Genomic DNA, 23,254 nt, shown 5'->3' with positions numbered 1-23,254 from the left:
GGGAGGCCGACATGGCTGAAAGTCACACCGGATCATGCTTGTGCGGGGCAGTGCGGTTCCAGACACGAGGACCGCTACGCGGTGTCGTCTACTGCCATTGCTCGCAGTGCCGGAAGCAGAGCGGGCATTTTTATGCGGCGACCAACGTTGCCGACCGCGACATTACAATCACCGGCGCGGAGAGCATCACCTGGTACGAGGCCTCTTCGTTCGCCAGGCGCGGCTTCTGCAAGACATGCGGCTCTCTGTTGTTCTGGAAGCCGAGCGATGACGGCTATGTTTCGGTCATGGCAGGGCTGTTCGACGCGCCAACTAGGCTCCAAGGCGAATGTCATATCTTCGTCGGCGACAAGGGCGATTATTACGCCATCGATGACGGGCTGCCGCAGTTCGAGAAGTCGACGCCGTCGATCAAGGTGGCAGCCGGCTGATTCTTTGCAGAGGCCGCCTTATTCCCTTGGTCCAGCCATTGCGCTATCCCCTGCCGGTGATTCCGAAGGGTTTTGGCATGCAGCGACTGATCGACGCTTTTTACAATTCGGTGCGGGCGTTTCGCAAACTGGCCGCCGGCGAGGAGGCCTTCCAGCTGGAGCTGACGCTGCTCGTGCTTGCCTTGCCGCTCGGCTGGTTCCTTTCGGAATCGTGGCGCGGCTATGCGTTGCTGATCGGCGCGGTGCTGCTCATGATCATGATCGAGGTGCTGAACACCGGCATCGAGGCGGCATGCGACGCGTTCAGCCGCGAATTCAACGTCGATATCCAACTGGCCAAGGATTGCGGTTCGCTGGCGGTGCTGATTTCGGTGGTGATCGCTGCCGGGGTATGGGGCGTCGCCGTCATCGAGCGGATCCTCGGGGTACCGATCTGACGTTTCAGACACTACATGCAGGTCAACTGAGGGGCCCGACATGGCCGATACCACCGGATTTCTGTTGCTTGAACGTGAGGGCCTGCCGGACGATCTGCGCTGGCTGGTCGAAAAATATCCGCGCGAGGACTGGCAGGCGCATGCCAATATCCACGGCATAGCCAATATGTGGCTGCAGCGGCACGACATGTTCCGCGAGCTTGGCGGCATGCTCACCAATGGTATCGGCGATTATCGAGAAAGTAGGCTGAACGCGCCGGAATTCGCGCGCTGGTTCGCGCCGCGCCTCAACCATTTCCTCGGCAATCTCGACGGCCATCACAATGTCGAGGACCATCATTATTTCCCGGTCTTCGCCAGGGCCGAGACCCGTCTGAAGCGCGGCTTCGAGATTCTCGATGCCGATCACCACACAATCCATGAGGGACTGGAGCGCAATGCCGAGGCGGCAAATGCCTTCATCCGCACGCTTCAGAAGAGCGAAGACAAACAGCGTTTCGCCGCCGATGCCTATGCCGACGAGAACGGCCGGCTGATCACCATGTTGACCCGGCATCTTGCCGACGAGGAAGACCTGATCATTCCGCTGATCCTCGAGAAGGGTGATCGCGCGCTCGGCATTGATTGACGATCAGCTTCCCTTGCGGAGTTCCTTCATGGCGACGATATGGGCCGCGAGCCAGCCGAGGATGGCCACAACAAGGCCGATTGCCAGAGCGATCAGTAATCGCTCGTGACGAGCCAGCGCTTGGCCGACGATGTGCTCCGCGCCCAGCCCGAAGACATAACCGACAGTGCAGAACAGTGCCGCCCAGACCACCGATGAGATGGCGTTGAGGATGACGAAGCGCGCCGCCGCAATGCCCGACAGCCCGGCGGCGATGCCGCCGACCAGGCGGAGGCCATAGATGTAGCGGTTCGACAGCACGAAAATGTTGGGATGAGAGGTGACAAGGCGGTAGGCGTGGCTGAAGCCCGGCCGGGCTCGGAGCCTGATCACGAATTTATGGTCGGCGAAGCTCCGTCCCAAGATGAAGAAGAACGTGTCGCCACCGAAGGCGCCGAGCGCGGCTGCGAGAAACGCCTGCCACGGGATGAAGACATGCTGATGCGCAAAAAAACCGCCAAGAATTGCGGCGCTTTCGCCCTCTGCGACGCAGCCCAGAAAAACCGCGACCAATCCATATTGCTCAATGAGACGATGGATGACTTCCGTCATGAAGACGTTCGCTGCTTCGACAGAATGTCGTCGATGCGCTTCACCTGCTCGGCCAGCCGGGCGATCTCGTCTCGCATGCCGATGATCTGGCTGTGGCGCAGTTCGTCGAGCTTTTCGTGTAACGCCATGATCTCGATCTCGGCCTTGAGATTAACCTCATAGTCGTGGGCGGCGTCGATTCGATCGCGCTCCGTCTGGCGGTTTTGCGCCATCATGATCACTGGCGCCTGCAGGGCGGCAACCATGGAAAGCACGAGATTGAGGAAGATGAAGGGATAGGGATCGAAGGCGGCGCGCGACAAGAGCCAGACATTGCCTGCCGTCCACAGGATCAGGAAGCCAATGAATGCCAGGATGAAGGACCAAGAGCCGCCGATCCGGGCGATGGTGTCGGCCAGGCGATCTCCAAACGTCTGGTGAAAGGCGACGGCCTTGTTGGTGTCCTTGGAGATCGTGGTGCGCTCGAGCGTAGATTGCAGTACCCGGCTTTCGAGCGCGCTGAGGCCGTCCGGCTTTCGCTTCAGCCAGCGGCTTGCCAGGTCCTCGATCGTTTTGTTCATCGTCGCCTCCGTCGTCCGCGATGAGGTAGACGCTGCCGGTTCCTACGGGAAGTGGTAGATTGACGCGATGGGGTCAGGAAACAATGGTGGATTTTCAGAAAATTCGCGCCCGTGCAGCGAAGCGCAAAGGCGGTGAGGCAGCGCTGACGTCGCTGCTGGGTCCTATGCCCGACAATGCCGCGGTGGCAAAGATTACGGACGACCGGATCCTGTCGACCATGGCCGAGCGGGTTTTTGCCGCCGGCTTTGTCTGGCGCGTCATCGAGCAGAAATGGCCGGGTTTCGAGGAAGCATTTCTTGGCTTCGAGCCGAAGCGGCTGCTGTTCCAGCCTGACGATTTCTGGCACGATCTCACATTCGACAAGCGCATCGTCCGCAATCCGCAGAAGATCAAATCCGTACGCGACAACGCAGCCTTCGTCGAGCGCGTGTCGAAGGAGCATGGCAGCTTCGGCAAGTTCCTGGCCAATTGGCCGGCGGATGACCAGGTCGGATTGATGGCCTATCTCGGCAAGCATGGCAGCCGGCTCGGCGGCAATACCGGCCAGTATTTTCTGCGCTGGCTGGAGTGGGACGCCTTCATCGTCTCGGCCGACATGGCGGCAGCGCTGCGCGACGCCGGGCTCGACCTCGCGCAGAGCCCGACATCGAAGAAGGACCTGGACAAGATCCAAGTACAGATAAACGCCTGGGCGGCGGAAACCGGGCTGCCGCGCCGGCACATTTCGCGCATTCTGGCAATGTCGATCGGCGAGAACCATCCGCCGGAAGCCTTGCGCGAATATATGGGCGAATAGGATCGACTGTTTGGTCCAAACGAACGCCATTGCCCGACGAATTTTGCCGCGCTAAACCCACGGGCATGATAGACAAGACCGCTCCAGACATATTGCGCATCGCCGTCGCCCAGCTCAATCCGACGGTCGGCGACGTCGCCGGCAATCTTGCCAAGGCACGCGAGGCGAGAGCGGATGCCGCCCGCCAAGGCGCCGACCTCGTGCTGTTTACCGAGCTTTTCCTTGCCGGCTATCCGCCTGAGGATCTGGTGCTGAAGCCTGCCTTCCTGAAGGCCTGCGAGCGGGCGGCGGAGGATTTCGCCGGCGATACCGCCGACGGCGGCCCGGGTTTCGTCATCGGCACGCCGTTGAAGCGCAAGACCGGCACGCACAATTCGATCATCTTTGCCGACGGCGGCAAGATCCTTGCCGAACGCTACAAGCTCGATCTGCCGAATTACGGTGAGTTCGACGAGAAGCGCGTCTTCCAGGCCGGCCCCGAGATCCAGGGGCCGGTCAATTTCCGCGGCGTGCGCGTGGGAGTGCCGATCTGCGAAGATATCTGGGGCGAGGTTGCCGTCTGCGAGACGCTGGCCGAAAGCGGCGCGGAAATCCTGCTGGTCCCGAACGGCTCGCCCTATTACCGCGGCAAGGTCGACGTCCGCCACCAGATCGTCATCCGCCAGGTCATCGAATGCGGACTGCCGATTATCTATGCCAACCAGCTTGGCGGCCAGGACGAGCTGGTTTTCGATGGCGCATCGTTTGCCATAGGTTCTGACAAGACGCTGGCCTTCCAGATGAGCCAGTTCGAGGAGACGGTCAACGTCACCACCTGGAAGCGAAAGAATGACATCTGGGTCTGCTCTGACGGACCGATGTCGAAAATCCCGGAGAAGGAGGAGGCCGACTACCGCGCCTGCATGTTGGGCCTGCGCGATTACGTCAACAAGAACGGCTTCAAGAATGTCGTGCTCGGCCTCTCAGGCGGCATCGATTCGGCGATCTGCGCGGCACTTGCCGTCGACGCGCTCGGCGAGGAACGGCTGCGCGCCATGATGATGCCTTACCGCTACACTTCGAAGGACTCGCTCAAGGATGCCGAGGACTGCGCCCGCGCACTCGGCTGCCGCTACGATATCGTGCCGATCTTCGAGCCGGTCGAAGGTTTCCTGCACGCGCTGACGCAGCTTTTCGAGGGCACCAAGGAAGGTATTACCGAGGAGAACCTGCAGAGCCGTGCACGTGGCACTATCCTGATGGCGATTTCCAACAAGTTCGGCTCGATGGTGGTCACCACCGGCAACAAAAGCGAGATGTCGGTCGGCTACGCGACGCTCTACGGCGACATGAATGGCGGCTTCAATCCGATCAAGGATCTTTACAAGATGCAGGTCTATGCATTGTCGCGTTGGCGCAACGCGCATGTGCCGCCGGGTGCGCTCGGTCCGTCCGGCGAGGTGATCCCGACCAACATCATCGACAAGGCGCCCTCGGCGGAACTGCGAGAGAACCAGATCGACCAGGATTCGCTGCCGCCCTATCCAGTGCTCGATGACATATTGGAGTGTCTGGTCGAGAACGAGATGGGCGTCGACGAGATCGTTGCGCGCGGCCATGACCGGGCGACGGTGGCGCGTGTCGAGCACCTGCTTTACGTCGCAGAATACAAGCGCCGGCAGGCGGCGCCCGGCGTGAAGATCACCAGGAAGAACTTTGGCCGCGACCGCCGTTATCCCATCACCAACCGGTTCAGGGATCGCGGGTAGGCCATTGGCCTGCGTAACGGTTTAGCCATGGCCAACCTTGAAATTAGCTTTGACCTGTCGCGGATCGACTTCCGGGCGACATCCGACATTTTGAAGGCGAGCTATTGGGGCAGCGGCCGCAGCGATGAACTGCACCGCCGCGCTTTTGCCAACTCACTGTGCGTCGGCGCCTATGTCGGCGGCAATCAGGTCGGCTTCGGCCGGGCGATCACCGACCGTACGGTATTTGCCTATCTCGCCGACATAATTGTCTGGCCCGGGTATCGCGGACAAGGCATCGGAACCCGGCTTGTCCAGGCGCTTATCGACCACTCGGACGTCAAGACGGTCACGCATTGGAGCCTGTCGACCAACGACGCCCATGCGCTTTACGAAAAGCTCGGCTTCAGGCCTTCCACCGACGGCCGCTATATGCGCTTCGACCGTATCCCGGCAACCTGAACAGAGGCAGCGCACAACCCGCGATTGTTGCAAAATCGTCTCACTGCTTGGACCAGATGCGCTTTTGGCTATCTACTGACTTGGCGCGGCGTTGACGCGTCTCTATAAACACCTCTCCGCGATTCCCCTTCAGGAGGAACCGAATGCCAGGATTTGACATCGTTATGCGAGGCCGCGAAGCCTAGGTCTTGGTCAGTGCGCCGCGAGATAGCCTCGCGGCAAGGCTGAACCGAGGCAGGTATTTCGCCGCTGCCGGTCGCCGCCCCTCTACAGGGCCGCCAAATACGCCAAACCTCCGCATCTCCGGGCGCCAAACGGCGCCGACGCGGTTTTTCAATTTCTACTTTCGTGGGATCGGGCTCGTTTGCGCCCGAATGACATCATGACTCGTTTTCGAATAGATTTGCGCGCGGGCGCCTTTCGCAGCGTTCTTGGCTTCACGCTCAGCCATTGGCGGTGTCAGCCGTGGCGGCTTGCCGGCATTATGGGCACATTCCTGCTGTCGACCTTGGCCGACGTGCTGACGCCGCTCTATTCCGGCCGGCTGGTGGATGCCGTCGCCAGCAGTGCTGCGGCCGACGATGTTGCGTGGAACGCGGCGACAGCGGCCTTTTCGATGCTGGTGGCCCTGGCGCTCACCGGTGTCGTGCTGCGCAATCTCGCCTTCATGGCCATTGTCGAGCTGACGTTGAAGATGATGGCGGATATCGCCGCCGACGCCTTCCACCGCGTCCAGCGCTTCTCCACCGACTGGCACGCCAACAGCTTCGCCGGATCGACGGTGCGCAAGATAACGCGCGGCATGTGGGCGCTCGACCTGCTCAACGACACGATCCTGATCGCGCTGCTGCCATCGGTCGTCATGCTCGTCGGCTCGACGCTGCTGCTTGGCTGGTTCTGGCCGCTGATGGGTGCTGTCGTCGCCACCGGTTCGGTTCTGTTCATCGCGGTGACGACGATGCTGTCGCTTGGCTATGTCGCGCCCGCGGCAAGGCTTGCCAATGCGTGGGATACACGGCTCGGCGGCTCGCTGGCCGACGCGGTAAGCTGCAACGCCGTGGTCAAGGGTTTTGGCGCCGAGGAACGCGAGGAGACGCGGCTTGCCGAGGTCGTCGCCAAATGGCGCGGTCGCACGCGCCGCACCTGGATGCGAGGCACCGTCAACGGCACCACGCAAGGGACGATGCTGCTGCTTTTGAGGGCAGCGGTCATCGGGTTCTCCCTGCTGTTGTGGTCGTGGGGGCAGGCGAGCGCCGGCGATGTCGCCTTCGTGCTGACCTCATTCTTCGTGCTGCAAGGCTATCTGCGCGACATCGGCACACATATCCGCAATCTGCAGCGCTCGATCAACGACATGGAGGAACTGGTCGACTTCCAGTCCGAACCACTCGGCATCGAGGATCGGCCCGGAGCCAAACCGATCCGGATCACCGATGGCCGTATCACCTTCGACAATGTCACGTTCCACTATGGCAGCCACCGCCTGCCGCTCTATCGCGACTTTTCGGTGGACATCGCGCCGGGCGAACGGGTTGGGCTGGTTGGCCATTCGGGCTCCGGCAAGACGACATTCGTCAAGCTGATCCAGCGCCTCTATGACGTGACTGCGGGCAATATCCTGATCGACGGCCAGGATATTGCGAATGTGGCGCAGGCGTCGCTGCGCGCACAGATCGCAATCGTCCAGCAGGAGCCGATCCTGTTTCACCGGTCGCTGGCCGAAAACATCGCCTATGCTCGGCCGGCCGCCACGCAGGCCGAGATCGAGCACGCGGCGCGATTGGCCAGCGCGCATGACTTCATTGCCAATTTGCCGAAAGGCTATGGCACGCTGGTCGGCGAGCGTGGCGTAAAGCTATCGGGTGGTGAGCGTCAGCGCGTTGCAATCGCACGCGCCTTTCTTGCCGATGCGCGCATTCTCATCCTGGATGAGGCAACGTCGAGCCTCGATTCGGAATCGGAGGTGCTGATCCAGCAGGCGATGGAGCGGTTGATGGTCGGCCGCACGACGCTGGTCATTGCCCACCGGCTGTCGACGGTGCGGGCGCTGGACAGGCTTTTGGTGTTCGATCGCGGCCGCATCGTCGAAGAGGGCTCGCATGACCAACTGATCCGGCTGCAAGGCGGCATCTACCGCCGGCTGTTCGAACGCCAGGCGCTTGAACTGACCAAAGGCCTGGTGATCTGACGGTTGCGGTGCCGCGCGTCTTGATAGACGTGCGGCGCTGCAGTCTTTTCTTCGCCTTTGTCATGTTCTATGTCTGCCGCCGAGCGCGGGGGCGCGTCTTGTCAACAGCAAAACCATCCGGTACGCCCCGCTCATGACAGTTACCGTCCGTTTCGCCCCGTCACCGACCGGCCGCATCCATATCGGCAATGCGCGCACCGCTTTGTTCAATTGGCTGTTCGCCATCAAGAACAAAGGCCGCTTCATCCAGCGCTTCGACGACACCGACGTCGCCCGTTCGACGCAGGAGTTTTCCGACGCTATCCTATATGACCTGCATTGGCTGGGCATCTTCCCCGATGCCACGGAGTACCAGTCGCGGCGGGTCGAAATCTACGATGCCGCACTGGAGAGGCTGAAGGAGGCGCGCCTCGTTTATGCTTGCTATGAGACGCCTGAAGAGCTCGACCTGAGGCGCAAGGTGCGCCGCACGCGTGGCCTGCCGCCAGTCTATGGCCGCGAGGCGCTGACGCTGGCACCCGAGCAGGTGGCGGAATATGAGGCCGATGGCCGGCGGCCGCACTGGCGCTTTCTGCTGCCCAACTTCAGCAGCGATCCGCTACAGCCGGAGCGCACCGAAATCCACTGGAACGACCTGGTGCGCGGCGAAGAGACCGTCGACCTCGCCTCGCTTTCAGACCCGGTTCTGCGGCGTGAGGACGGCACCTACCTCTACACATTGCCTTCGGTTGTCGACGACATCGACATGGGCGTCAGCCATGTCATTCGCGGCGACGACCACGTCACCAATACCGGCGTCCAGATAGCCCTGTTCCGAGCACTTGGCGCGGAGCCGCCGGTGTTCGGCCACCACAATCTCCTGACAACGGCATCAGGCGAGGGACTTTCGAAGCGCACCGGCGCGCTGTCCATCCAGAGCCTGCGTGAGAGCGGCATCGAGCCGATGGCGATCGCTTCGCTGGCGGTGCTCGTCGGCACCTCGGAAAACGTCGTGGCGGTGCCAACGATGGCCGAGCTAGTCGAGCGCTTCGATCCGGCTGCAACATCGAAATCCGCCGCCAAATTCGACCCGGACGAACTCTTCGTGCTCAACCGCACGCTGCTGCATCACATGCCGTTTTCCGAGGCGCGCGACCGGCTGATCGTGCTCGGCATCTCCGGCGAACAGGCCGAGTCTTTCTGGCTGGCCGTGCGCGGCAATCTCGACAGGCTGGCCGATGCGGCGATCTGGTGGCGTACGCTTCGAGACGGTCCAGAGGAGCCGGCGGAGTTTTCCGACGAGGACCGCGACTTTCTTCGCCAGGCATTCGAGTTGCTGCCGGAAGAGCCTTGGAACGGCACCGTCTGGAAGGACTGGACGGGCAAGATCCGAGCGGCGAGCGGCCGTAAGGGCAAGGCGCTGTTCATGCCGCTCAGGCTGGCGCTTACGGGACAGCCTTCGGGTCCGGAGCTTGCAGATCTGTTGCCGCTGCTGGGTCGGGAAGGAACGTTGGCCCGACGACCCTGACCTTGCGCTGCTCCGGCGGCGGCAGCGATGTCGGCGAGGGCACAGGTTTGACAGCAAGGCGTCTGATCGCCCCACGGTCGAGGCCGCCTTCTGCATTGGCCAAGGTCTCCGGGTCGGCGCCCGGATCAGGCCTGGCAACCGGCAGCGGAATGAACGGGGTACTCTCTACATTCGCCTCGGATTGTTCCCGGGTTGGCGGGTTGCCGGCGATGATCTCGAAATTCTGCGCGGCGTTGCAGCCGCAGGTCGGCGGCCGCGGCATGTCGGATTGCTTGTAGAGGTAGGCCGTCGGCAGTTCGATATAAGGCCTGCCCGTCACCGAAGACGTCATCGACGCCGAATCGCTGTTCACGCCGCGCGTGTAGAAAACCTGCATCTCGGTGCCGGGGCAGCTCGATTCGCAATTCTTCTGATCGCGCTCGAAATCGCCCAGCGAGGCAGCATTCGACATCGGGAAGAAATAGCCGTCGCAGGTCCGCACACACATGGTGCGGAATTCGCCTTGGGGCTGGCCCATGTCGGCGCTGTTGAGCACGGTGCGGATGTTGCCCGGCTGGCTCAGTTCTTCAGCCTGGTCGGCCTCTTCGGGCTGACTGCCCAAAAGCTGGTCGAGCAGGTTTCGCTTGCCGTTTTCACGGTTGGCTTCGCGGACCGGCGCGGGCGTCCGCGCCGCCGCATCATCGCGGCAGCCATTGGCGTCAAGCAACGTCAATATGCGCGCACGATCACGTCGCGAACCACCGCCGGCAAGGTCGCCGCGCTTGGCCTGCAGGGCGTCGAGATTGGCTGCCATGCGATCGATGGTGGCGTCGAGAGCTGCGCATGCGTTGGCGTTGCGGCGAGACAGCGAAAAGCCGCAGCCGGCGCTGCTGGCCTGGCTGACGGCCTTTGAAATCTGCTGGCGCTGCCGGACGATTGCGTCGTCATATTTCCTGAGCAAAGCCGGTTTGCCGCCGCCACCACGAGAAGCGGCGGCAAGATCGGCTTCAAGCTGGCGGCAGAGGCGCGGAGCGGCCCGCGCCTGAGTGACGGCAATGTCGCACATTAGCAGGGCACCGAGCAGCGCGGCGGCACGCGTCAGCTTCCAACATGCGCCCGTCATCCCTCCGAAACTCCGCCTGCCTGTCGTTCAGAAAGCTACCGCGCTTGCGGTTAATCGTTTGTTTAGCATACCGCCGATTCCAGCTTCAGCCCAAATCGGCGATGGCTTGCGCCAGTGCGCGGCTTCGATCACGACCGGTGCTGTCATATCGACCACGCCACACGACATATTCCGACAGAACCAGAACCGCGACATCCTGGCGTTGCACGAAAAAAGGCGTATTCGCCTAGAAGAATGCCTGGATTCAGTAACGCCCGGAGGCTTGGCATGACCGCGATTACCCGTCGAGCCGCACTGCAATTTGGTCTTTTGTGCCTGGCGATGCCGGTTGCCTTGGCGCAGGAAAAGCCCATCACGCCGGATTGGGGTACCAAATTGGTCGAAGCTGCCCGTGAGCAGATCGGCGTCACCACACTCTACGATCCGACCTATACACGCCTGGCCTATCCGGGCGGGGACGTTGAGCCCGAGCGGGGTGTGTGCACGGATGTCGTGATCCGTGCCTATCGCCGCGCCTTCGATCTCGACCTGCAAAAATTGGTGCATGAGGATATGCGGGCCAATTTTGCCGCCTATCCGAAGGCTTGGGGCTTGAAAGCGCCGGACCGCAACATCGACCACCGCCGTGTGCCCAATCTTGCGGTCTATTTCGAGCGGCGCGGTGCCGCCTTGCCCGTCAGCCAAGACCCCGCCGATTATCGGCCTGGGGATCTCGTCGCCCAGATGCTGCCCGGCAATCTGCCGCATATTGCCATCGTGTCGTCCAATCGCTCCACATTGGTACCGACAAGAAGACTGGTCATTCACAATATCGGCGGCGGCGCCAGGGAAGAGGACACTTTGTCTGCCTTCAGGCAGACAGGGCATTTCCGGTTCAAGCCAATCTGAGAAGGCCCATGGCTAGCCCAGCTCGACGATGGCTTGCGCCTTATGCGCGGCTTCGACCACTGCCAGTGCGGTCATGTTGACGACACCGCGCGACGTCACCGACGGCGTCAATATGTGCGCCGGGCTGTCGGTGCCGAGCAGGATCGGGCCGACATGCAGCGCGTCCATCATCGTGCGCAGCGCGGTCAGCGTGATGTTCGCCGAATCGAGATTGGGGAACACCAGCAGATTGGCTTCGCCCTTCAGCCGCGAATGCGGATAGACGCGCTGGCGCAGCTGCTCCGACAGTGCCGAGTCGGCATGCATCTCGCCGTCGCATTGCAGGTCGGGCGCGATGCGCGCCAGGATCGCCGCCGCCTGCCGCATCTTCATGGCGCTTGGCGAATCGCGGGAGCCGAAATCCGAATGCGAAAGCAGGGCTGCCTTGGGCTCGATGCCAAAACGCTGAATCTCCTCGGCCGCCAGAACGGTCATCTCCGCAATCTCCTCGGCGGTCGGATCGACGGAGACATGGGTATCGGTGAGGAAAATAATGCCGCGCTGCGAAATCAGCATGGAAAGCGTCGACAGGTCGCGATCCCTAATGCCGGCGCGTGGCCCGATGATCAGCGTGACGTTGCGCAAATGGCGCTCGAAACGGCCCTCAAGGCCACAGACCATGGCGTCGGCGTCGCCGCGCTTCAGGGCAAGGGCGGCGATCACCGTATTGTCGGTGCGCACCATGGTGCGTGCCGCTTCCGTAGTCACCCCACGGCGGCCGGCAAGCTCGATCAAAAGGTCGACATAGTGGCGGTAACGCGGATCATCTTCCGGGTTGATCAGGCCGAAATCGACGCCCGGCTTGATGCGCAGCCCATAGCGTTTCAACCGCACCTCGATGACGTGCGGGCGGCCGATCAGGATCGGTTCGGCTATGCCTTCCTCGAGCACGACCTGCGCGGCGCGAAGCACGCGCTCGTCCTCGCCGTCGGCATAGATGACGCGCTTGGCGCTTGACGTCTTGGCCATCGAGAACACGGGCTTCATGACCAGGCCGGAGCGGAAGACGAAGCGGTTCAGCTTGTCGATATAGGCGGCGAAATCGGTGATCGGCCGGGTCGCGACGCCGGTCTCGCAGGCTGCCTTGGCAACGGCGGGGGCAATGCGCAGGATCAGCCGCGGATCGAAAGGCGAGGGGATCAGGAACTCCGGGCCGAAGATCGGCGTCTCGCCGGAATAGGCGCGCGCGGCAACGTCGGACGGCTCTTCGCGGGCAAGCGCTGCGATCGCCCGAACGGCGGCCATTTTCATCTCTTCGTTGATGGCACTTGCGCCGCAATCCAGCGCGCCACGGAAGATGTAAGGAAAACAGAGTACGTTATTGACTTGATTGGGGAAATCGGAGCGGCCGGTGCAGATCATCGCATCGGGTCGCGCCGCCCGTGCCGCTTCCGGCATGATCTCGGGATTGGGGTTGGCCAGCGCCAGGATCAACGGCTTGGGCGCCATGTGGTGCAGCAATTCCGTCTTCAGCACGCCGGCGGCAGACAGGCCGAGAAACACGTCGGCGCCGGGCAGAACGTCGGCCAGCGCGCGCGCCTCGGTGTCCTTCACATAAGGGTCTTTCCAGCGGTCCATCTCCTCGACGCGGCCCTTATGGGCGACGCCGAACCGGTCGGTGACCCAGATGTTTTCGACCCGCGCGCCGAGCGAGACCAGAAGGTTGAGGCAGGCGAGCGCCGCAGCACCTGCGCCCGACGTGACGATCTTGATGTCCGAGATCGACTTGCCGGCGAATTCCAGCCCGTTGAGCACGGCGGCAGCGACGATGATGGCGGTGCCGTGCTGGTCGTCATGGAAGACCGGTATGCCCATGCGCGCTTTCAACTGCTCCTCGACCTCGAAGCATTCAGGCGCCTTGATGTCTTCCAGGTTGATGCCGCCGAAGGTCGGCTCCAGTGCCGAGATCGTCTCGACCATGCGCTCGATGCCCGGTGCATCGATCTCGATGTCGAAAACGTCGATGCCGGCGAATTTCTTGAACAGCACCGCCTTGCCTTCCATCACCGGCTTGGAGGCGAGCGGACCGATATTGCCGAGGCCCAGCACCGCCGAACCGTTGGTGACAACGCCGACCAGATTGGCGCGGGCTGTATAGTCGGCAGCGGTTGCCGGGTCGTCGCGGATTTCAAGGCAGGGGGCAGCTACACCCGGCGAATAGGCAAGCGCCAGGTCGCGCTGATTGCCCAGTGGCTTCGTCGCCTGGATTTCCAGCTTTCCGGGACGGGGGTGCTTATGGAAATAGAGCGCTGCTTCGTCGAGGTCGGATCGAGCCGCCTTCTTGCTTTCGCCTGTCATGACGGCCGCCTCCTCAGTTCAGTCCGTTTGATGTTTTGAGTCTCTTAGCATGCAGCCGAGGCTTTTCGAGAGGTGATATGTCGCAAGCGCGAGCTTACGGCTTGCACCGCCCGCCGGCCTGTACGGTCTGCCATTGAAATGTTGGGGCGATAGGCGCGTTGCTGGAGCGAGCTGCGAGCCGAATGTCTGCTTCAGGTGTGGTTTGCGGACGATTAGGTATTCTTTCGCTAGTTCGCTGTGGGGCTGTTGCTCCTATAAAGTGCACGAAAGAAACTCTTGGAATAGCGATCGTACCAAGCGGCAGCCCACTCGCCGACAAGTCGCTCTGTCGACGACACCCTACGCCGGTAGTCGACTGTTCGGCGGATACCTCCTTCTTCCTCAAGCTCGATGTCCAGGTGAGTAAACTTTGGGGCCGCATCCGAAAACCTGAGATACATGTATGCAAACACCGCGATATGACGTTTACCCATTGATAAGCAACGATTTTCAATCGCCACCACCGCAGACTGGACTGTGGCGAAATCCTCTAGCCTAACCGCTCGTTCTAGACGAACGAAGTCAAGGAACAATCTCCGGTCGGTAATTGCAAGGTTGCCGTCGGCCGTGTCTCGAACCCCGTGCGACAGCAGTTTTTGCGCAACAAAGCGATAAATAGACGCCATTCGCCGGTCTCATTTTCATTTGCGAGGCAGGACATAGCATGCGGACTAACCCTAGTTCTTGTGAACTGGGCGCCCTTTTTGAGGTCGTCTCCCACTATTCAGTGGGCATTGAGCATTGGATTCTCGCTAGAACGCACTGACATAGAGGCCGCCGTCGACCGGTATGTTCTGACCGGTCAGGTAACCGGCATGGACCGAGCACAGGAAGGCGCAGATCTGGCCGAATTCCTCCGGTGTACCGAGCCGTTTGGCCGGAACGTTGGCTGCTGCTTGCGCTTTGCGCGCGGCGGCCGCTGCCGGATCTTCGGGCGTGCCGGCCTCCTTCGGATCACGCAGCCGGTCGGTGTCGAGCTTGCCTGGCAGCATGTTGTTGATCGTCACGTTGCGGTCGGCCACCGTGCGCGCGACGCCGGCGAGGAACGAGGTGAGGCCGGCGCGGGCGCCGGACGACAGGTCGAGGCCGGGGATAGGCACATAGACCGACAGCGAGGTGATGTTGACGATGCGGCCGAAGCCGCGCGCCGCCATGCCGTCGATCACGGCCTGAACCAGTTCGACAGGGGTCACCATGTTCTGGGTGACGCCCTCGAGGATCTTTTCGCGGTCGAGCGCGCGGAAATCGCGAAACGGCGGACCGCCATTGTTGTTGACGAGGATGTCGGGATCGGGGCAGGCGGCAAGCAGCGCCTTCTGGACATCGGGCTTGGATACGTCGCCGACGATTTCGGTCACCTTGACGCCGAATTTCTCGCGCAGTTCAGCGGCGGTTTTGGCCAGCACGTCGGCGTTGCGGCCATTGATCACCAGATCGCAACCTGCCTCTGCCAGTGCCATGGCGCAGCCGCGTCCCAAGCCTTTGCTCGAAGCGCAGACGATGGCCTTCTTGCCGCGAATGCCGAGATCCATGGTGATTTTCTCCTCTGATTGCCGCGGCAACCTATCCGGATGGCTGGACCAATCGCAACCGTCATACGGTTGTTGCATGAATCGGGGCATAGGCTCAGGCGAAAGCAACGGTGACAAATGATGTCCGGCGCAGAGCCTCGCACTTTCCGCAGCATGTTCATCTCCGACGTCCATCTCGGATCGAAGGCGGCGAAGGCCGAATTCCTGATCGATTTCCTGCGCCATCACGATGCCGATATCATCTATCTCGTCGGCGACATCGTCGACGGCTGGCGCCTGAGACGAAGCTGGCATTGGCCGCAAAGCCATAACGACGTGATCCAGAAATTGCTGCGCAAGGCGCGCAAGGGCGCCAGCATCACCTACATCGCCGGCAACCATGACGAGTTCGCGCGACAGTTCCAGGGCGTTCATTTCGGCGGCATTGTCGTCGCCGACCGCGCCATCCACGAGACCGCCGACGGCAAACGCCTTCTTGTCATCCATGGCGACCAGTTCGACACCGTCGTCCATAATGCGCGCTGGCTGGCCTATCTCGGCGACTATGCCTACGACGCGGCGATGCTGCTCAACCGCGTCATCACACGTCTGCGCCAGGTGCTCGGCCTACCTTACTGGTCGTTCTCGTCCTGGGCCAAGGTCAAGGTCAAGAAGGCGGTGAATTTCATCGGCTCGTTCCAGACCGTGCTGACCGAGGAGGCGCGCCGCTCGCATGTCGACGGCGTGATCTGCGGGCACATCCACCATGCCGCGATCGAAAGCTATGAGGACGTGCAATACATCAACACGGGCGACTGGGTGGAGAGCTGCACGGCGGTGGTCGAGCATTTTGACGGCAGGATGGAGATCCTGCACTGGGCGCATGTCCTGCCGGAGACTCCGGTCGGCAGCGAGGTGCTCGTGCCGATCGACATCAAGGGCAGGGCAGTCCAGGCGGCTTGACCAAATCCGGCCGCATCTCGCTTCAATCGGTTAGTCCAGCGGTTTCATCGACTTTTTCGCCGTGTTAAGCAGCGGCAGGTGTGGCGGGCCGACCCGGCTGAATGCCGTGCCGACGGATCGCCTGTCAATGTCCTCGCTGCCGCCGCTTTCGCCCGAACAGCTCGTCAAGCCACGCCATTTCGAACTGCGCATGAGCTTGATCTTCTTTACGCTCTTTGTTCCGCTCGGGACGCATGTGCCGTATTTCCCGCTGTGGCTGCAGGCGAAGGGGTTCCATGCCGAACAGATAGCCGTGATCCTCGCCGCGCCGATGTTCCTGCGCGTGGCGACGACGCCTTTTCTTACTGCGCTGGCAGACAAAGCGAGCGACCGCGCCAATGTCTATGTTGCGCTGGTCGCCGCATCGCTGATCCTGTCCGCCGGCTACCTCCTGCCGCCGACCTACGCAACGGTACTTGCCGTGTCGCTGGCCCTGACGGTCGTCTGGACGCCGCATTCGCCGATTGCCGATTCGCTCGCCCTTTCAGGTGTTCGCCGCTTCGGCTCGAATTACGCAAGCATGCGCAAATGGGGCTCGATCTCCTATCTCTGCGCCAATCTCGCCGGCGGTTTCATCCTGTCGGCGAGCGGTGCCCAGGCTGTCCCGGTGATCATCTTCGCGGCGCTGTGTGCCGCGCTAGCCGCCGGACTGATTGCGCCGCGCCTCGGCCGTCCACGCCGCGCCTCGCCGCTTTCGGCCGCCGATATCCAGCAATCGGCACCGAAACTCCTCAACCGGTACTTCCTCTATTTTTCGACAGGCGTCGGCGTCATCACCGCCAGCCACGCATTTCTCTACGGTTTCGTGTCGATCTACTGGAAGTCGATCGGCATCAGCGATTCGGTTGTCGGGCTTCTGTGGGGGTGGGGCGTCGTCGCCGAGATATGCATGTTCGTCGTTTTCACCCGCGCTTTCGCCTCCTTCTCGGTCGTCTCGATCATGCTGATTGCCGGCATTGGCGCGATCGTGCGCTGGTTCGCCTTTCCGCTGATCTGGCCGCTTGGGCTTGGCGTTGGCGGGTTTTTCGCGATCCAGACGCTGCACGCGGTTTCGGTGGCGCTGGTGCTGATCGGCCTGCAAAAGATGATCGGTGAGACGGTCGCGGAAGAACGCACCGGGGCGGCGCAAGGCATCGCCTACTTCTCCAATGGCTTCTTCATGGCGGCGGCGACGCTGATTTCCGGTCCTCTTTACGACCGCTTCGGCGCGAATGGCTTCTTTGCGATGATCCCGATCGCCCTGACGGGCCTGGCTCTGATCGGGCTTGCCGCGCGTTCAGCCCCACAGCGCCCGCTCGGGCGGTGACACCAGCGAACCTTGGTAGACGAGACCGGGAACGCGGTCGCGGGCCAGCAGCAGCGGACCGTCGAGATCGACGAAATCGGCATCCTGCGCCAACAGCACGGCCGGCGCCATCGCAAGCGATGTGCCGACCATACAACCGACCATGACACCAAGACCCAGTTCCCGGGCGCGGTCGCGAAGCACGAGTGCAGCGGTCAGGCCACCCGATTTGTCGAGCTTGATGTTGACGGCGTCGTAAAGGCCGACAAGCGCTTCAAGGTCCTTCGCCTCGTGCACGCTTTCGTCGGCACAGATCGGTACCGGATGCGCGATGTGGCGAAGAATACTGTCATGTCCCGCCGGCAGCGGCTGTTCGATCAAGGCGATACCGTGCTCGGCGGCAAAGGCGAGGTTTGCGACGATATTGTCGTCATTCCAGCCCTCATTGGCGTCGAGAATGATTCGGCTGTCGGGTGCTGCCGCCGTCACTGCGCGGATGCGCGCGATGTCGTTGTCGCGGCCGATCTTGACCTTGAGTAGCGGGCGCTGGGCGTTGGCGCGGGCCTGCGCCGCCATCGCCTCCGGCTCGGCGAGCGACAATGTATACGCCGTCTCAAGCGGTCGTAACGGAACGGTTCGTATCGTATGCGCCACCGGTGTTCCGCTGATCTTCGCTTCCAGGTCCCAGAGCGCGCAATCGATGGCGTTGCGTGCCGCGCCGGCAGGCATGGCATCGAGCAGGGCGATGCGGCTGATACCGCGCGCGATCTCGCTGCGCATCGCCTCGATCGCGTCGCGCACACCCTCCATGGTCTCGCCATAGCGCTTGTAAGGGACGCATTCGCCGCGTCCTGTACGGCCGTTTTCGGTGATGGCGCAGGAAATCACCTCCGCTTCGGCCTTCGAGCCGCGCGAAATGGTAAAGGTCCCGGCTATCGGAAAGCGCTCGGCCTCGACCGAAATGACACGCGCCATATTTTTCTGCTCCGGCTGTGCAACAAGGGGGATATCGGCAAATCGACAGGTCGGCCCCGTCAGGCTAAACAGGACGCCATGTTGACCATCCGCAAACGCGACGCAAGCGGCCCTGCCAAGGAGCCCGACCACCAGCCGCGCATCGCGATCGGCGAGGAGGGCGACGTTCTCGGCTGCGCTTTCTCGGGAACCTGGACGACACGTACCGTGGCGCTGGTCGATGCCGAGATGCGCAAGATCGAGAAGCGCGGCGGCTTCAAGACGCTGGCGCTCGACCTTTCACAAATCGAGAAGATGGACACTGCCGGGGCGTGGCTGATCGACCGCCTGGTCAGCAGCTTCGAAAAAAAGGGCGTCGAGATCACGATGCAGGGGCAGAGCGAGATCGCCTCGATCCTGCTTGGCGCCGTCGGGGACGCCGTTCGTCGCGAGCCCGAATCAGGTCCGGCAAAGCCGCCCAACTTCATCATTCGCGGGCTCGAGGCGGTAGGTCGGCGCGTTTATGAGATGCGCGACGATTTCCTGGCCGCAATGAATATCCTCGGCGCCACGATACGCGGCTCTCAGATGAAGCTTGGCCGCGGCCATGCCGTCAACATGGCGGCGATCTTCAACCAGATCGATCGCATGGGTGTCGGCGCTATACCGGTAGTCGTGCTGATGTCGGCCATCGTCGGTGCGATCGTCGCCCAGCAAGGCGCCTATCAGCTCAGTTATTTCGGCGCCGACATCTTCGTCGTCGACCTGGTCGGCGTGCTGATCCTGCGCGAGCTCGGCGTTTTGATGACGGCGATCATGATCGCCGGCCGCTCCGGTAGCGCGATCACCGCCGAGATCGGCTCGATGAAGATGCGCGAGGAGGTCGATGCGCTGAAGGTGATCGGCCTTAATCCAATCGGCGTGCTGGTGTTTCCGCGGCTCGTCGCGCTGGTCGTCGCGTTGCCTTGCCTGACGATCATCGCCAACTTTGCCGCACTGGGCGGCGGCATTTTGGCTGCATGGCTCTACTCCGATATTGCACCGGCAGCGTTCATCGACCGGCTGCGTGTCGCAATCGACCTCAGCACCATCTTTGCCGGCCTGATCAAGGCGCCGTTCATGGCCATGATCATCGGCATAATTGCCTCGGTCGAGGGCATGAAGGTTGGCGGCAGCGCCGAATCGCTTGGCCAGCATGTGACCGCCTCCGTGGTGAAGTCGATCTTCGTGGTCATTATCCTCGACGGGCTTTTCGCCATGTTCTATGCAGCGATCGAGTTCTGAGATGGCGCTGCCGGGCACAAACACGACCAAGGTGGCGGCGAAAGCCAAAGAAGACGAGATCGTGCTGTCGGCGCACGACGTCACGGTGTCGTTCGCCGATCAGGTCGTTCTGGACAAACTGTCGCTCGATATCTGGCGCGGGGAGATTCTCGGCTTCGTCGGTGCCTCCGGTGCCGGCAAATCTGTTCTCTTGCGCACCATCCTTGGCTTGACGCGCAAGCAATCGGGAACAATCAAACTGTTCGGCGTCGACGTCGAGAAGGCAACCGAAAGGGAGCGCCTTCGCATCGACATGCGGCTTGGCGTGCTGTTCCAGCATGGCGCCCTTTTTTCGGCGCTGACGGTCCTCGAAAACGTTCAGGTGCCGATGCGCGAATATCTCGATTTGCCGAAGAAGCTGATGGACGAACTTGCCATGCTCAAGGTCGAGCTGGTCGGATTGCCGCCGGATGCGGCGCAGAAATTCCCCTCCGAGCTCTCGGGCGGCATGATCAAGCGTGCTGCGCTGGCGCGCGCCCTGGCACTCGACCCGGACATCGTTTTTCTCGACGAACCGACGTCCGGGCTCGATCCGATCAGCGCGGCTGAGTTCGACGAATTGGTCGTCAAGCTGCGCGATACGATGGATTTGACCGTGTATATGGTCACGCACGATCTCGACACGCTGTTTACGGCGTGCGACCGCGTGGCGGTGCTTGGCAAAAAGAAAGTGCTGGTCGAGGGCACGATCGACGACATGCTCAGGAGCGAGGAACCCTGGGTAAAATCCTATTTCCGCGGAAAACGCGCCCGGCAACTTGATCTTGCGGCGCGCGCATAGCCATAAGTGAGCAATGGAAACCAGGGCCAACTACGTCATTGTCGGCATTTTCACGCTGGCCGCGATCCTCGCGGCTTTCGCTTTCGTCTATTGGACGGCGGCAATCGGCGAAAAGGGTGAGACGACGGTGCTGCGCGTGCGCATTCCAGGCTCCGCTTCGGGGCTCGGCCGTGGCAGTTTCGTGCTGTTCAATGGCGTCAAAGTCGGCGACGTGCGCCGTGTCTATATCGACGTCGACAATCCGACCGCTGCTATCGCCGACACCGAAATAGACCGGAATACACCTATCACCAAGTCGACGCAGGCCGATATCGGGCTTGCCGGCCTCACCGGCCAGGCCAACATCGAGCTCAAGGGCGCCGACCCCAAGGAGCCAAAACTTCTCGACGAGGCTGAAAAGGAAGGCCGTGTCGCCGAGATCGTCGCCAATCCGTCGGCGGTCACCAACCTGCTGCAGACGGCGCAGAACATCTTCACCCGCGCCGACAAGGTCCTTTCGGAGCTCGAAGGCTTCACCAAGGATGTTCGCGGGCCGCTGACGCAAACCGTCAACAATGTCCAGACCTTCTCCGATGCACTGGCCAGGAATGCGGACGGCGTCGACAAGTTCCTGGCCAGCGTCAGCTCGCTGGCGGACGAACTGAAGGGTGTTTCGGGCAAGCTCGACGGCACCCTGAAGGCGGCGGAAGGGCTACTCAACGCCGTCGACAAGGACCAGATCAAGAGCATCGTCGCCAATGTCGACACAGTCACTTCCAACCTCAAGGAAACCAGCAAGCAGTTCGACACGGTCATCAAGAACGTGGACACCGCGGTCGGCTCGATCAACGACTTCGCCCAGAAGACGCAAGGCACGCTGGCCAAGGTCGACGGCGTTCTCGACGGCATCGATCCGGCTGAGGTTCGCACCGCGCTTGCCAATATCCAAAAGGCCAGCGAAAACGCCAACGAGGCTGCCGCCGACATCGCCAAGGTGACCAACAAGTTCGCCAGCCGAGCCGACGACATCGATGAAACCATCAAAGACGCGCACCAGCTCGCAGGACGCCTCAACGATGCCTCGGTGCGAGTCGACGGTATCCTTGCCAAGGTCGACAAACTGCTCGGCTCCGGTCAGGCCGACGGCGTCATGGCCGATGCCAGGGCGACGCTCAAATCGTTCAAGCAGGTCGCCGACACGCTGAACGCCCGCCTCGGCACCATCACCGACAATCTGGCGCGGTTCTCGGGACAGGGGCTGCAAAACGTCGAATCGCTGGTCCAGGACAGCCGTCGTTCGATCAACCGCATCGAAGAGGCGGTGACCGACCTCAGCCGCAATCCACAGCGGATCCTGTCCGGCGGCGAGGGTGAGGTCCGGCAGTTCGACGGCAGGGTGCGCCGTTGACTTCGGCCTGCGCCCACCGCAAGAACATAGCTTGCGGATGCGCGTTGTTTCCACGATCCGGGGGGGATCGCGTTTGAAGTCGATCAGTTCAGGCAGCGTCAGATCGAGTGGGTTCAAGGCCGGAGCGGCACTGCTGGCGCTTTCGCTCGCCGGCTGCGCGGCGCTGGGCGGCAAGCCGGCGCCGCTGGATACGTTCGAGCTTTCGGCGCCGTCGCTGGAAGCGCGTGCCCACAGCCGCCGCCAGATCCTCATCGCCCAGCCATCGGCGCTCAAGGCGCTGGACAGCCAGAACATCGTCATCAAGCCATCGCCGCGATCGATCCAGTATCTCAAGGGCGCGCAATGGGCCGACCGGCTGCCGATGATCGTACAGGCGCGGCTGGCAGAGACGTTCCAGCGCTCGGGCAGCTTCACCGGCGTCGGCAAGCCAGGCGAGGGGCTGGCGATCGACTATCAGGTGATCGTTGAGATCCGCTCGTTTGAGGTGCGTGTCGATGGCGGCGAACATGCCGAGGTCGAGCTGTTCGTGCGCCTATTGAATGACCGCAACGGTGAAGTGCGCGCTTCGAAGACGTTTAGCGCCATCGCGCCCGTTTCGGGCAATGGCAACCAGGCCTATGTCGGCGCGCTCGATGCCGCGTTCGGCGATGCGGCCGGGCAAATCGTCCGCTGGACGGACACCGTGATCTGAACCGGGCTAGCTGCTGTGAGGCGGCTGGAGACCGAAGCAGCTCACGGAGCGTATTCGACAAGCGTATGATCTTCGCCCGCGAGTTCATCGTTGATGATTGAGGCTATGGTTTCCCAATCACCTCCAGCCAGCCCTGCGCCAATTTTCGGGTAGCCGATTCTTTTGCCCGCGAATTTACCTTTGACGGCCTGCATGACTTTTCGAATTGCCTGGTAGTCGGCTTTCACGCCTTTGCCCTGCCAATGGAACTGAGTGTAGCCGTTGACAACATGGAAAATGCGGCTGCCTCGCTTGATTTCGGCAACGGATATGCTTCCCAGCTTGGCTGGGTCACCCTTCAATGTCGCGCAATCCGCAGCATATGCTTCGGGAAAACGCTGCTTTATGGAAAGAGCAATTCCTTTGCCCATCTGGCACTGGCAGTTGCATCCATGCACAATGACATCGAACGTTCCGTCGAGCGCAAGCTGAAGCAGATCACCGCGAATTGTCTGCATTGCCACGAGATACCGGCCTCTGCTCTGGGCGCAAACATCCGACCAAATCAGGAGATTTGCGGACTATCTTTTTCAGTATCGGGTCTAAGCAGAAAGGGCAGAGTGCACTTTCTGTTTTCCTGTCCCGCC

23 protein-coding genes are annotated in these 23,254 nt (G+C 61.8%); 15 read left to right on the top strand and 8 right to left on the bottom strand.

Going from position 1 to position 23,254, the window contains the following annotated elements; all coding sequences use genetic code 11:
* Positions 1–11 precede the first annotated feature (11 nt).
* From NKH99_RS19895 to NKH99_RS19885, 3 genes are all read left to right on the top strand, one after another.
* Positions 12–431: a GFA family protein gene (locus tag NKH99_RS19895; protein WP_353015101.1), complete on the top strand. Its 420-nt coding sequence runs from the start codon at positions 12–14 to the stop codon at positions 429–431.
* Positions 432–508: 77 nt separating this feature from the next.
* A complete protein-coding gene (locus NKH99_RS19890) occupies positions 509–868 on the top strand; it encodes a diacylglycerol kinase (protein WP_352471749.1) in 360 nt (119 codons plus the stop codon).
* Positions 869–908: 40 nt separating this feature from the next.
* Positions 909–1,496 (top strand): hemerythrin domain-containing protein, encoded by a 588-nt coding sequence (locus NKH99_RS19885; protein ID WP_353015098.1) that lies wholly within the window; start codon positions 909–911, stop codon positions 1,494–1,496.
* A 3-nt stretch (positions 1,497–1,499) separates the two neighbouring features.
* Here the strand turns inward: NKH99_RS19885 and NKH99_RS19880 are convergent, their stop codons facing one another.
* Both NKH99_RS19880 and NKH99_RS19875 read right to left on the bottom strand, forming a co-directional pair.
* Positions 1,500–2,087, bottom strand: a complete 588-nt coding sequence (locus NKH99_RS19880; RefSeq protein ID WP_353015096.1) for a DedA family protein — start codon at positions 2,085–2,087, stop codon at positions 1,500–1,502.
* On the bottom strand, positions 2,084–2,647 hold the full coding sequence (locus NKH99_RS19875; RefSeq protein WP_023680015.1) for a DUF1003 domain-containing protein: 564 nt from the start codon (positions 2,645–2,647) through the stop codon (positions 2,084–2,086). Before NKH99_RS19875 ends, NKH99_RS19880 begins: the two co-directional genes overlap by 4 nt.
* Positions 2,648–2,730: 83 nt before the next feature.
* On the opposite strand from NKH99_RS19875, the gene NKH99_RS19870 reads away from it, so the two are divergent.
* From NKH99_RS19870 to gltX, 5 genes are all read left to right on the top strand, one after another.
* On the top strand, positions 2,731–3,444 hold the full coding sequence (locus tag NKH99_RS19870; RefSeq protein ID WP_352502474.1) for a DNA-3-methyladenine glycosylase I: 714 nt from the start codon (positions 2,731–2,733) through the stop codon (positions 3,442–3,444).
* A 65-nt stretch (positions 3,445–3,509) separates the two neighbouring features.
* Positions 3,510–5,192, top strand: a complete 1,683-nt coding sequence (locus NKH99_RS19865; protein WP_353015093.1) for an NAD+ synthase — start codon at positions 3,510–3,512, stop codon at positions 5,190–5,192.
* 27 nt (positions 5,193–5,219) lie between these two features.
* Positions 5,220–5,633, top strand: coding sequence for a GNAT family N-acetyltransferase (locus NKH99_RS19860; protein ID WP_353015091.1), 414 nt, complete (start codon positions 5,220–5,222; stop codon positions 5,631–5,633).
* A 382-nt stretch (positions 5,634–6,015) separates the two neighbouring features.
* Positions 6,016–7,821, top strand: coding sequence for an ABC transporter ATP-binding protein (locus NKH99_RS19855; protein ID WP_352613797.1), 1,806 nt, complete (start codon positions 6,016–6,018; stop codon positions 7,819–7,821).
* A 133-nt stretch (positions 7,822–7,954) separates the two neighbouring features.
* Positions 7,955–9,328: a glutamate--tRNA ligase gene (gene gltX, locus NKH99_RS19850; protein ID WP_352471740.1), complete on the top strand. Its 1,374-nt coding sequence runs from the start codon at positions 7,955–7,957 to the stop codon at positions 9,326–9,328.
* On the opposite strand, the gene NKH99_RS19845 is transcribed toward gltX, so the two are convergent.
* The gene (locus NKH99_RS19845; RefSeq protein ID WP_353015089.1) at positions 9,246–10,430 is read right to left on the bottom strand and encodes a DUF2865 domain-containing protein; all 1,185 of its coding nucleotides are present in this window, start codon (positions 10,428–10,430) and stop codon (positions 9,246–9,248) included. The genes gltX and NKH99_RS19845 overlap by 83 nt on opposite strands.
* A gap of 267 nt (positions 10,431–10,697) precedes the next feature.
* On the opposite strand from NKH99_RS19845, the gene NKH99_RS19840 reads away from it, so the two are divergent.
* Positions 10,698–11,318: a DUF1287 domain-containing protein gene (locus tag NKH99_RS19840; protein ID WP_352613795.1), complete on the top strand. Its 621-nt coding sequence runs from the start codon at positions 10,698–10,700 to the stop codon at positions 11,316–11,318.
* Positions 11,319–11,330: 12 nt separating this feature from the next.
* Here the strand turns inward: NKH99_RS19840 and NKH99_RS19835 are convergent, their stop codons facing one another.
* The 3 genes from NKH99_RS19835 to NKH99_RS19825 form a co-directional block, all read right to left on the bottom strand.
* Entirely contained in the window at positions 11,331–13,655 is a 2,325-nt protein-coding gene (locus NKH99_RS19835) for an NADP-dependent malic enzyme (RefSeq protein WP_352682916.1), read from the bottom strand.
* A 227-nt stretch (positions 13,656–13,882) separates the two neighbouring features.
* Entirely contained in the window at positions 13,883–14,320 is a 438-nt protein-coding gene (locus tag NKH99_RS19830; protein ID WP_352471736.1) for a hypothetical protein, read from the bottom strand.
* Positions 14,321–14,446: 126 nt separating this feature from the next.
* Positions 14,447–15,226 (bottom strand): SDR family oxidoreductase, encoded by a 780-nt coding sequence (locus tag NKH99_RS19825; RefSeq protein ID WP_352682914.1) that lies wholly within the window; start codon positions 15,224–15,226, stop codon positions 14,447–14,449.
* 153 nt (positions 15,227–15,379) lie between these two features.
* Here NKH99_RS19825 and NKH99_RS19820 point away from each other — a divergent pair, with 153 nt between their 5' ends.
* Together NKH99_RS19820 and NKH99_RS19815 are read left to right on the top strand one after the other, a co-directional pair.
* A complete protein-coding gene (locus tag NKH99_RS19820; RefSeq protein WP_353015087.1) occupies positions 15,380–16,168 on the top strand; it encodes a UDP-2,3-diacylglucosamine diphosphatase in 789 nt (262 codons plus the stop codon).
* 127 nt (positions 16,169–16,295) lie between these two features.
* Positions 16,296–17,513: an MFS transporter gene (locus NKH99_RS19815; protein WP_352540619.1), complete on the top strand. Its 1,218-nt coding sequence runs from the start codon at positions 16,296–16,298 to the stop codon at positions 17,511–17,513.
* Here NKH99_RS19815 and dgcA read toward each other — a convergent pair.
* Positions 17,484–18,467 carry an N-acetyl-D-Glu racemase DgcA gene (gene dgcA, locus NKH99_RS19810; RefSeq protein ID WP_352770334.1) on the bottom strand — a complete coding sequence of 328 codons (984 nt, stop codon included), beginning with the start codon at positions 18,465–18,467 and terminating at the stop codon, positions 17,484–17,486. The genes NKH99_RS19815 and dgcA overlap by 30 nt on opposite strands.
* A 78-nt stretch (positions 18,468–18,545) precedes the next feature.
* On the opposite strand from dgcA, the gene NKH99_RS19805 reads away from it, so the two are divergent.
* The 4 genes from NKH99_RS19805 to NKH99_RS19790 are packed head-to-tail and all read left to right on the top strand — an operon-like array spanning position 18,546 to position 22,628.
* The gene (locus NKH99_RS19805) at positions 18,546–19,730 is read left to right on the top strand and encodes an ABC transporter permease (protein ID WP_352540617.1); all 1,185 of its coding nucleotides are present in this window, start codon (positions 18,546–18,548) and stop codon (positions 19,728–19,730) included.
* A 1-nt stretch (position 19,731) separates the two neighbouring features.
* Entirely contained in the window at positions 19,732–20,550 is an 819-nt protein-coding gene (locus NKH99_RS19800) for an ABC transporter ATP-binding protein (RefSeq protein ID WP_352613792.1), read from the top strand.
* A 13-nt stretch (positions 20,551–20,563) separates the two neighbouring features.
* The gene (locus NKH99_RS19795) at positions 20,564–21,937 is read left to right on the top strand and encodes an MlaD family protein (protein WP_353015085.1); all 1,374 of its coding nucleotides are present in this window, start codon (positions 20,564–20,566) and stop codon (positions 21,935–21,937) included.
* A gap of 37 nt (positions 21,938–21,974) precedes the next feature.
* Complete coding sequence (locus NKH99_RS19790) at positions 21,975–22,628, top strand: ABC-type transport auxiliary lipoprotein family protein (RefSeq protein WP_051406244.1); 654 nt, start codon at positions 21,975–21,977, stop codon at positions 22,626–22,628.
* A 41-nt stretch (positions 22,629–22,669) separates the two neighbouring features.
* On the opposite strand, the gene NKH99_RS19785 is transcribed toward NKH99_RS19790, so the two are convergent.
* On the bottom strand, positions 22,670–23,125 hold the full coding sequence (locus NKH99_RS19785) for a macro domain-containing protein (protein WP_352448960.1): 456 nt from the start codon (positions 23,123–23,125) through the stop codon (positions 22,670–22,672).
* Between the last annotated feature and the right edge of the window lie 129 nt (positions 23,126–23,254).

It is taken from the genome of Mesorhizobium sp. M0854, from assembly GCF_040319815.1.
Lineage (GTDB): Bacteria > Pseudomonadota > Alphaproteobacteria > Rhizobiales > Rhizobiaceae > Mesorhizobium.
The sequence above is the reverse complement of the archived record's forward strand: the minus strand, read 5'-3'. Positions and strand labels throughout refer to the sequence as shown.

What these genes read in the sequence shown, in the direction of transcription:
- NKH99_RS19845 (WP_353015089.1), bottom strand. Translation starts at nt 10,430, where the DNA reads ATGACGGGCGCATGTTGGAAGCTGACGCGTGCCGCCGCGCTGCTCGGT.
- NKH99_RS19860 (WP_353015091.1), top strand. Translation starts at nt 5,220, where the DNA reads ATGGCCAACCTTGAAATTAGCTTTGACCTGTCGCGGATCGACTTCCGG.
- NKH99_RS19865 (WP_353015093.1), top strand. Translation starts at nt 3,510, where the DNA reads ATGATAGACAAGACCGCTCCAGACATATTGCGCATCGCCGTCGCCCAG.
- NKH99_RS19785 (WP_352448960.1), bottom strand. Translation starts at nt 23,125, where the DNA reads ATGCAGACAATTCGCGGTGATCTGCTTCAGCTTGCGCTCGACGGAACG.
- NKH99_RS19815 (WP_352540619.1), top strand. Translation starts at nt 16,296, where the DNA reads ATGTCCTCGCTGCCGCCGCTTTCGCCCGAACAGCTCGTCAAGCCACGC.
- NKH99_RS19840 (WP_352613795.1), top strand. Translation starts at nt 10,698, where the DNA reads ATGACCGCGATTACCCGTCGAGCCGCACTGCAATTTGGTCTTTTGTGC.
- NKH99_RS19835 (WP_352682916.1), bottom strand. Translation starts at nt 13,655, where the DNA reads ATGACAGGCGAAAGCAAGAAGGCGGCTCGATCCGACCTCGACGAAGCA.
- NKH99_RS19885 (WP_353015098.1), top strand. Translation starts at nt 909, where the DNA reads ATGGCCGATACCACCGGATTTCTGTTGCTTGAACGTGAGGGCCTGCCG.
- NKH99_RS19805 (WP_352540617.1), top strand. Translation starts at nt 18,546, where the DNA reads ATGTTGACCATCCGCAAACGCGACGCAAGCGGCCCTGCCAAGGAGCCC.
- NKH99_RS19855 (WP_352613797.1), top strand. Translation starts at nt 6,016, where the DNA reads ATGACTCGTTTTCGAATAGATTTGCGCGCGGGCGCCTTTCGCAGCGTT.
- NKH99_RS19800 (WP_352613792.1), top strand. Translation starts at nt 19,732, where the DNA reads ATGGCGCTGCCGGGCACAAACACGACCAAGGTGGCGGCGAAAGCCAAA.
- NKH99_RS19880 (WP_353015096.1), bottom strand. Translation starts at nt 2,087, where the DNA reads ATGACGGAAGTCATCCATCGTCTCATTGAGCAATATGGATTGGTCGCG.
- gltX (WP_352471740.1), top strand. Translation starts at nt 7,955, where the DNA reads ATGACAGTTACCGTCCGTTTCGCCCCGTCACCGACCGGCCGCATCCAT.
- NKH99_RS19890 (WP_352471749.1), top strand. Translation starts at nt 509, where the DNA reads ATGCAGCGACTGATCGACGCTTTTTACAATTCGGTGCGGGCGTTTCGC.
- NKH99_RS19795 (WP_353015085.1), top strand. Translation starts at nt 20,564, where the DNA reads ATGGAAACCAGGGCCAACTACGTCATTGTCGGCATTTTCACGCTGGCC.
- NKH99_RS19870 (WP_352502474.1), top strand. Translation starts at nt 2,731, where the DNA reads ATGGTGGATTTTCAGAAAATTCGCGCCCGTGCAGCGAAGCGCAAAGGC.
- NKH99_RS19875 (WP_023680015.1), bottom strand. Translation starts at nt 2,647, where the DNA reads ATGAACAAAACGATCGAGGACCTGGCAAGCCGCTGGCTGAAGCGAAAG.
- NKH99_RS19830 (WP_352471736.1), bottom strand. Translation starts at nt 14,320, where the DNA reads ATGGCGTCTATTTATCGCTTTGTTGCGCAAAAACTGCTGTCGCACGGG.
- NKH99_RS19790 (WP_051406244.1), top strand. Translation starts at nt 21,975, where the DNA reads ATGCGCGTTGTTTCCACGATCCGGGGGGGATCGCGTTTGAAGTCGATC.
- NKH99_RS19820 (WP_353015087.1), top strand. Translation starts at nt 15,380, where the DNA reads ATGTTCATCTCCGACGTCCATCTCGGATCGAAGGCGGCGAAGGCCGAA.
- NKH99_RS19825 (WP_352682914.1), bottom strand. Translation starts at nt 15,226, where the DNA reads ATGGATCTCGGCATTCGCGGCAAGAAGGCCATCGTCTGCGCTTCGAGC.
- dgcA (WP_352770334.1), bottom strand. Translation starts at nt 18,467, where the DNA reads ATGGCGCGTGTCATTTCGGTCGAGGCCGAGCGCTTTCCGATAGCCGGG.
- NKH99_RS19895 (WP_353015101.1), top strand. Translation starts at nt 12, where the DNA reads ATGGCTGAAAGTCACACCGGATCATGCTTGTGCGGGGCAGTGCGGTTC.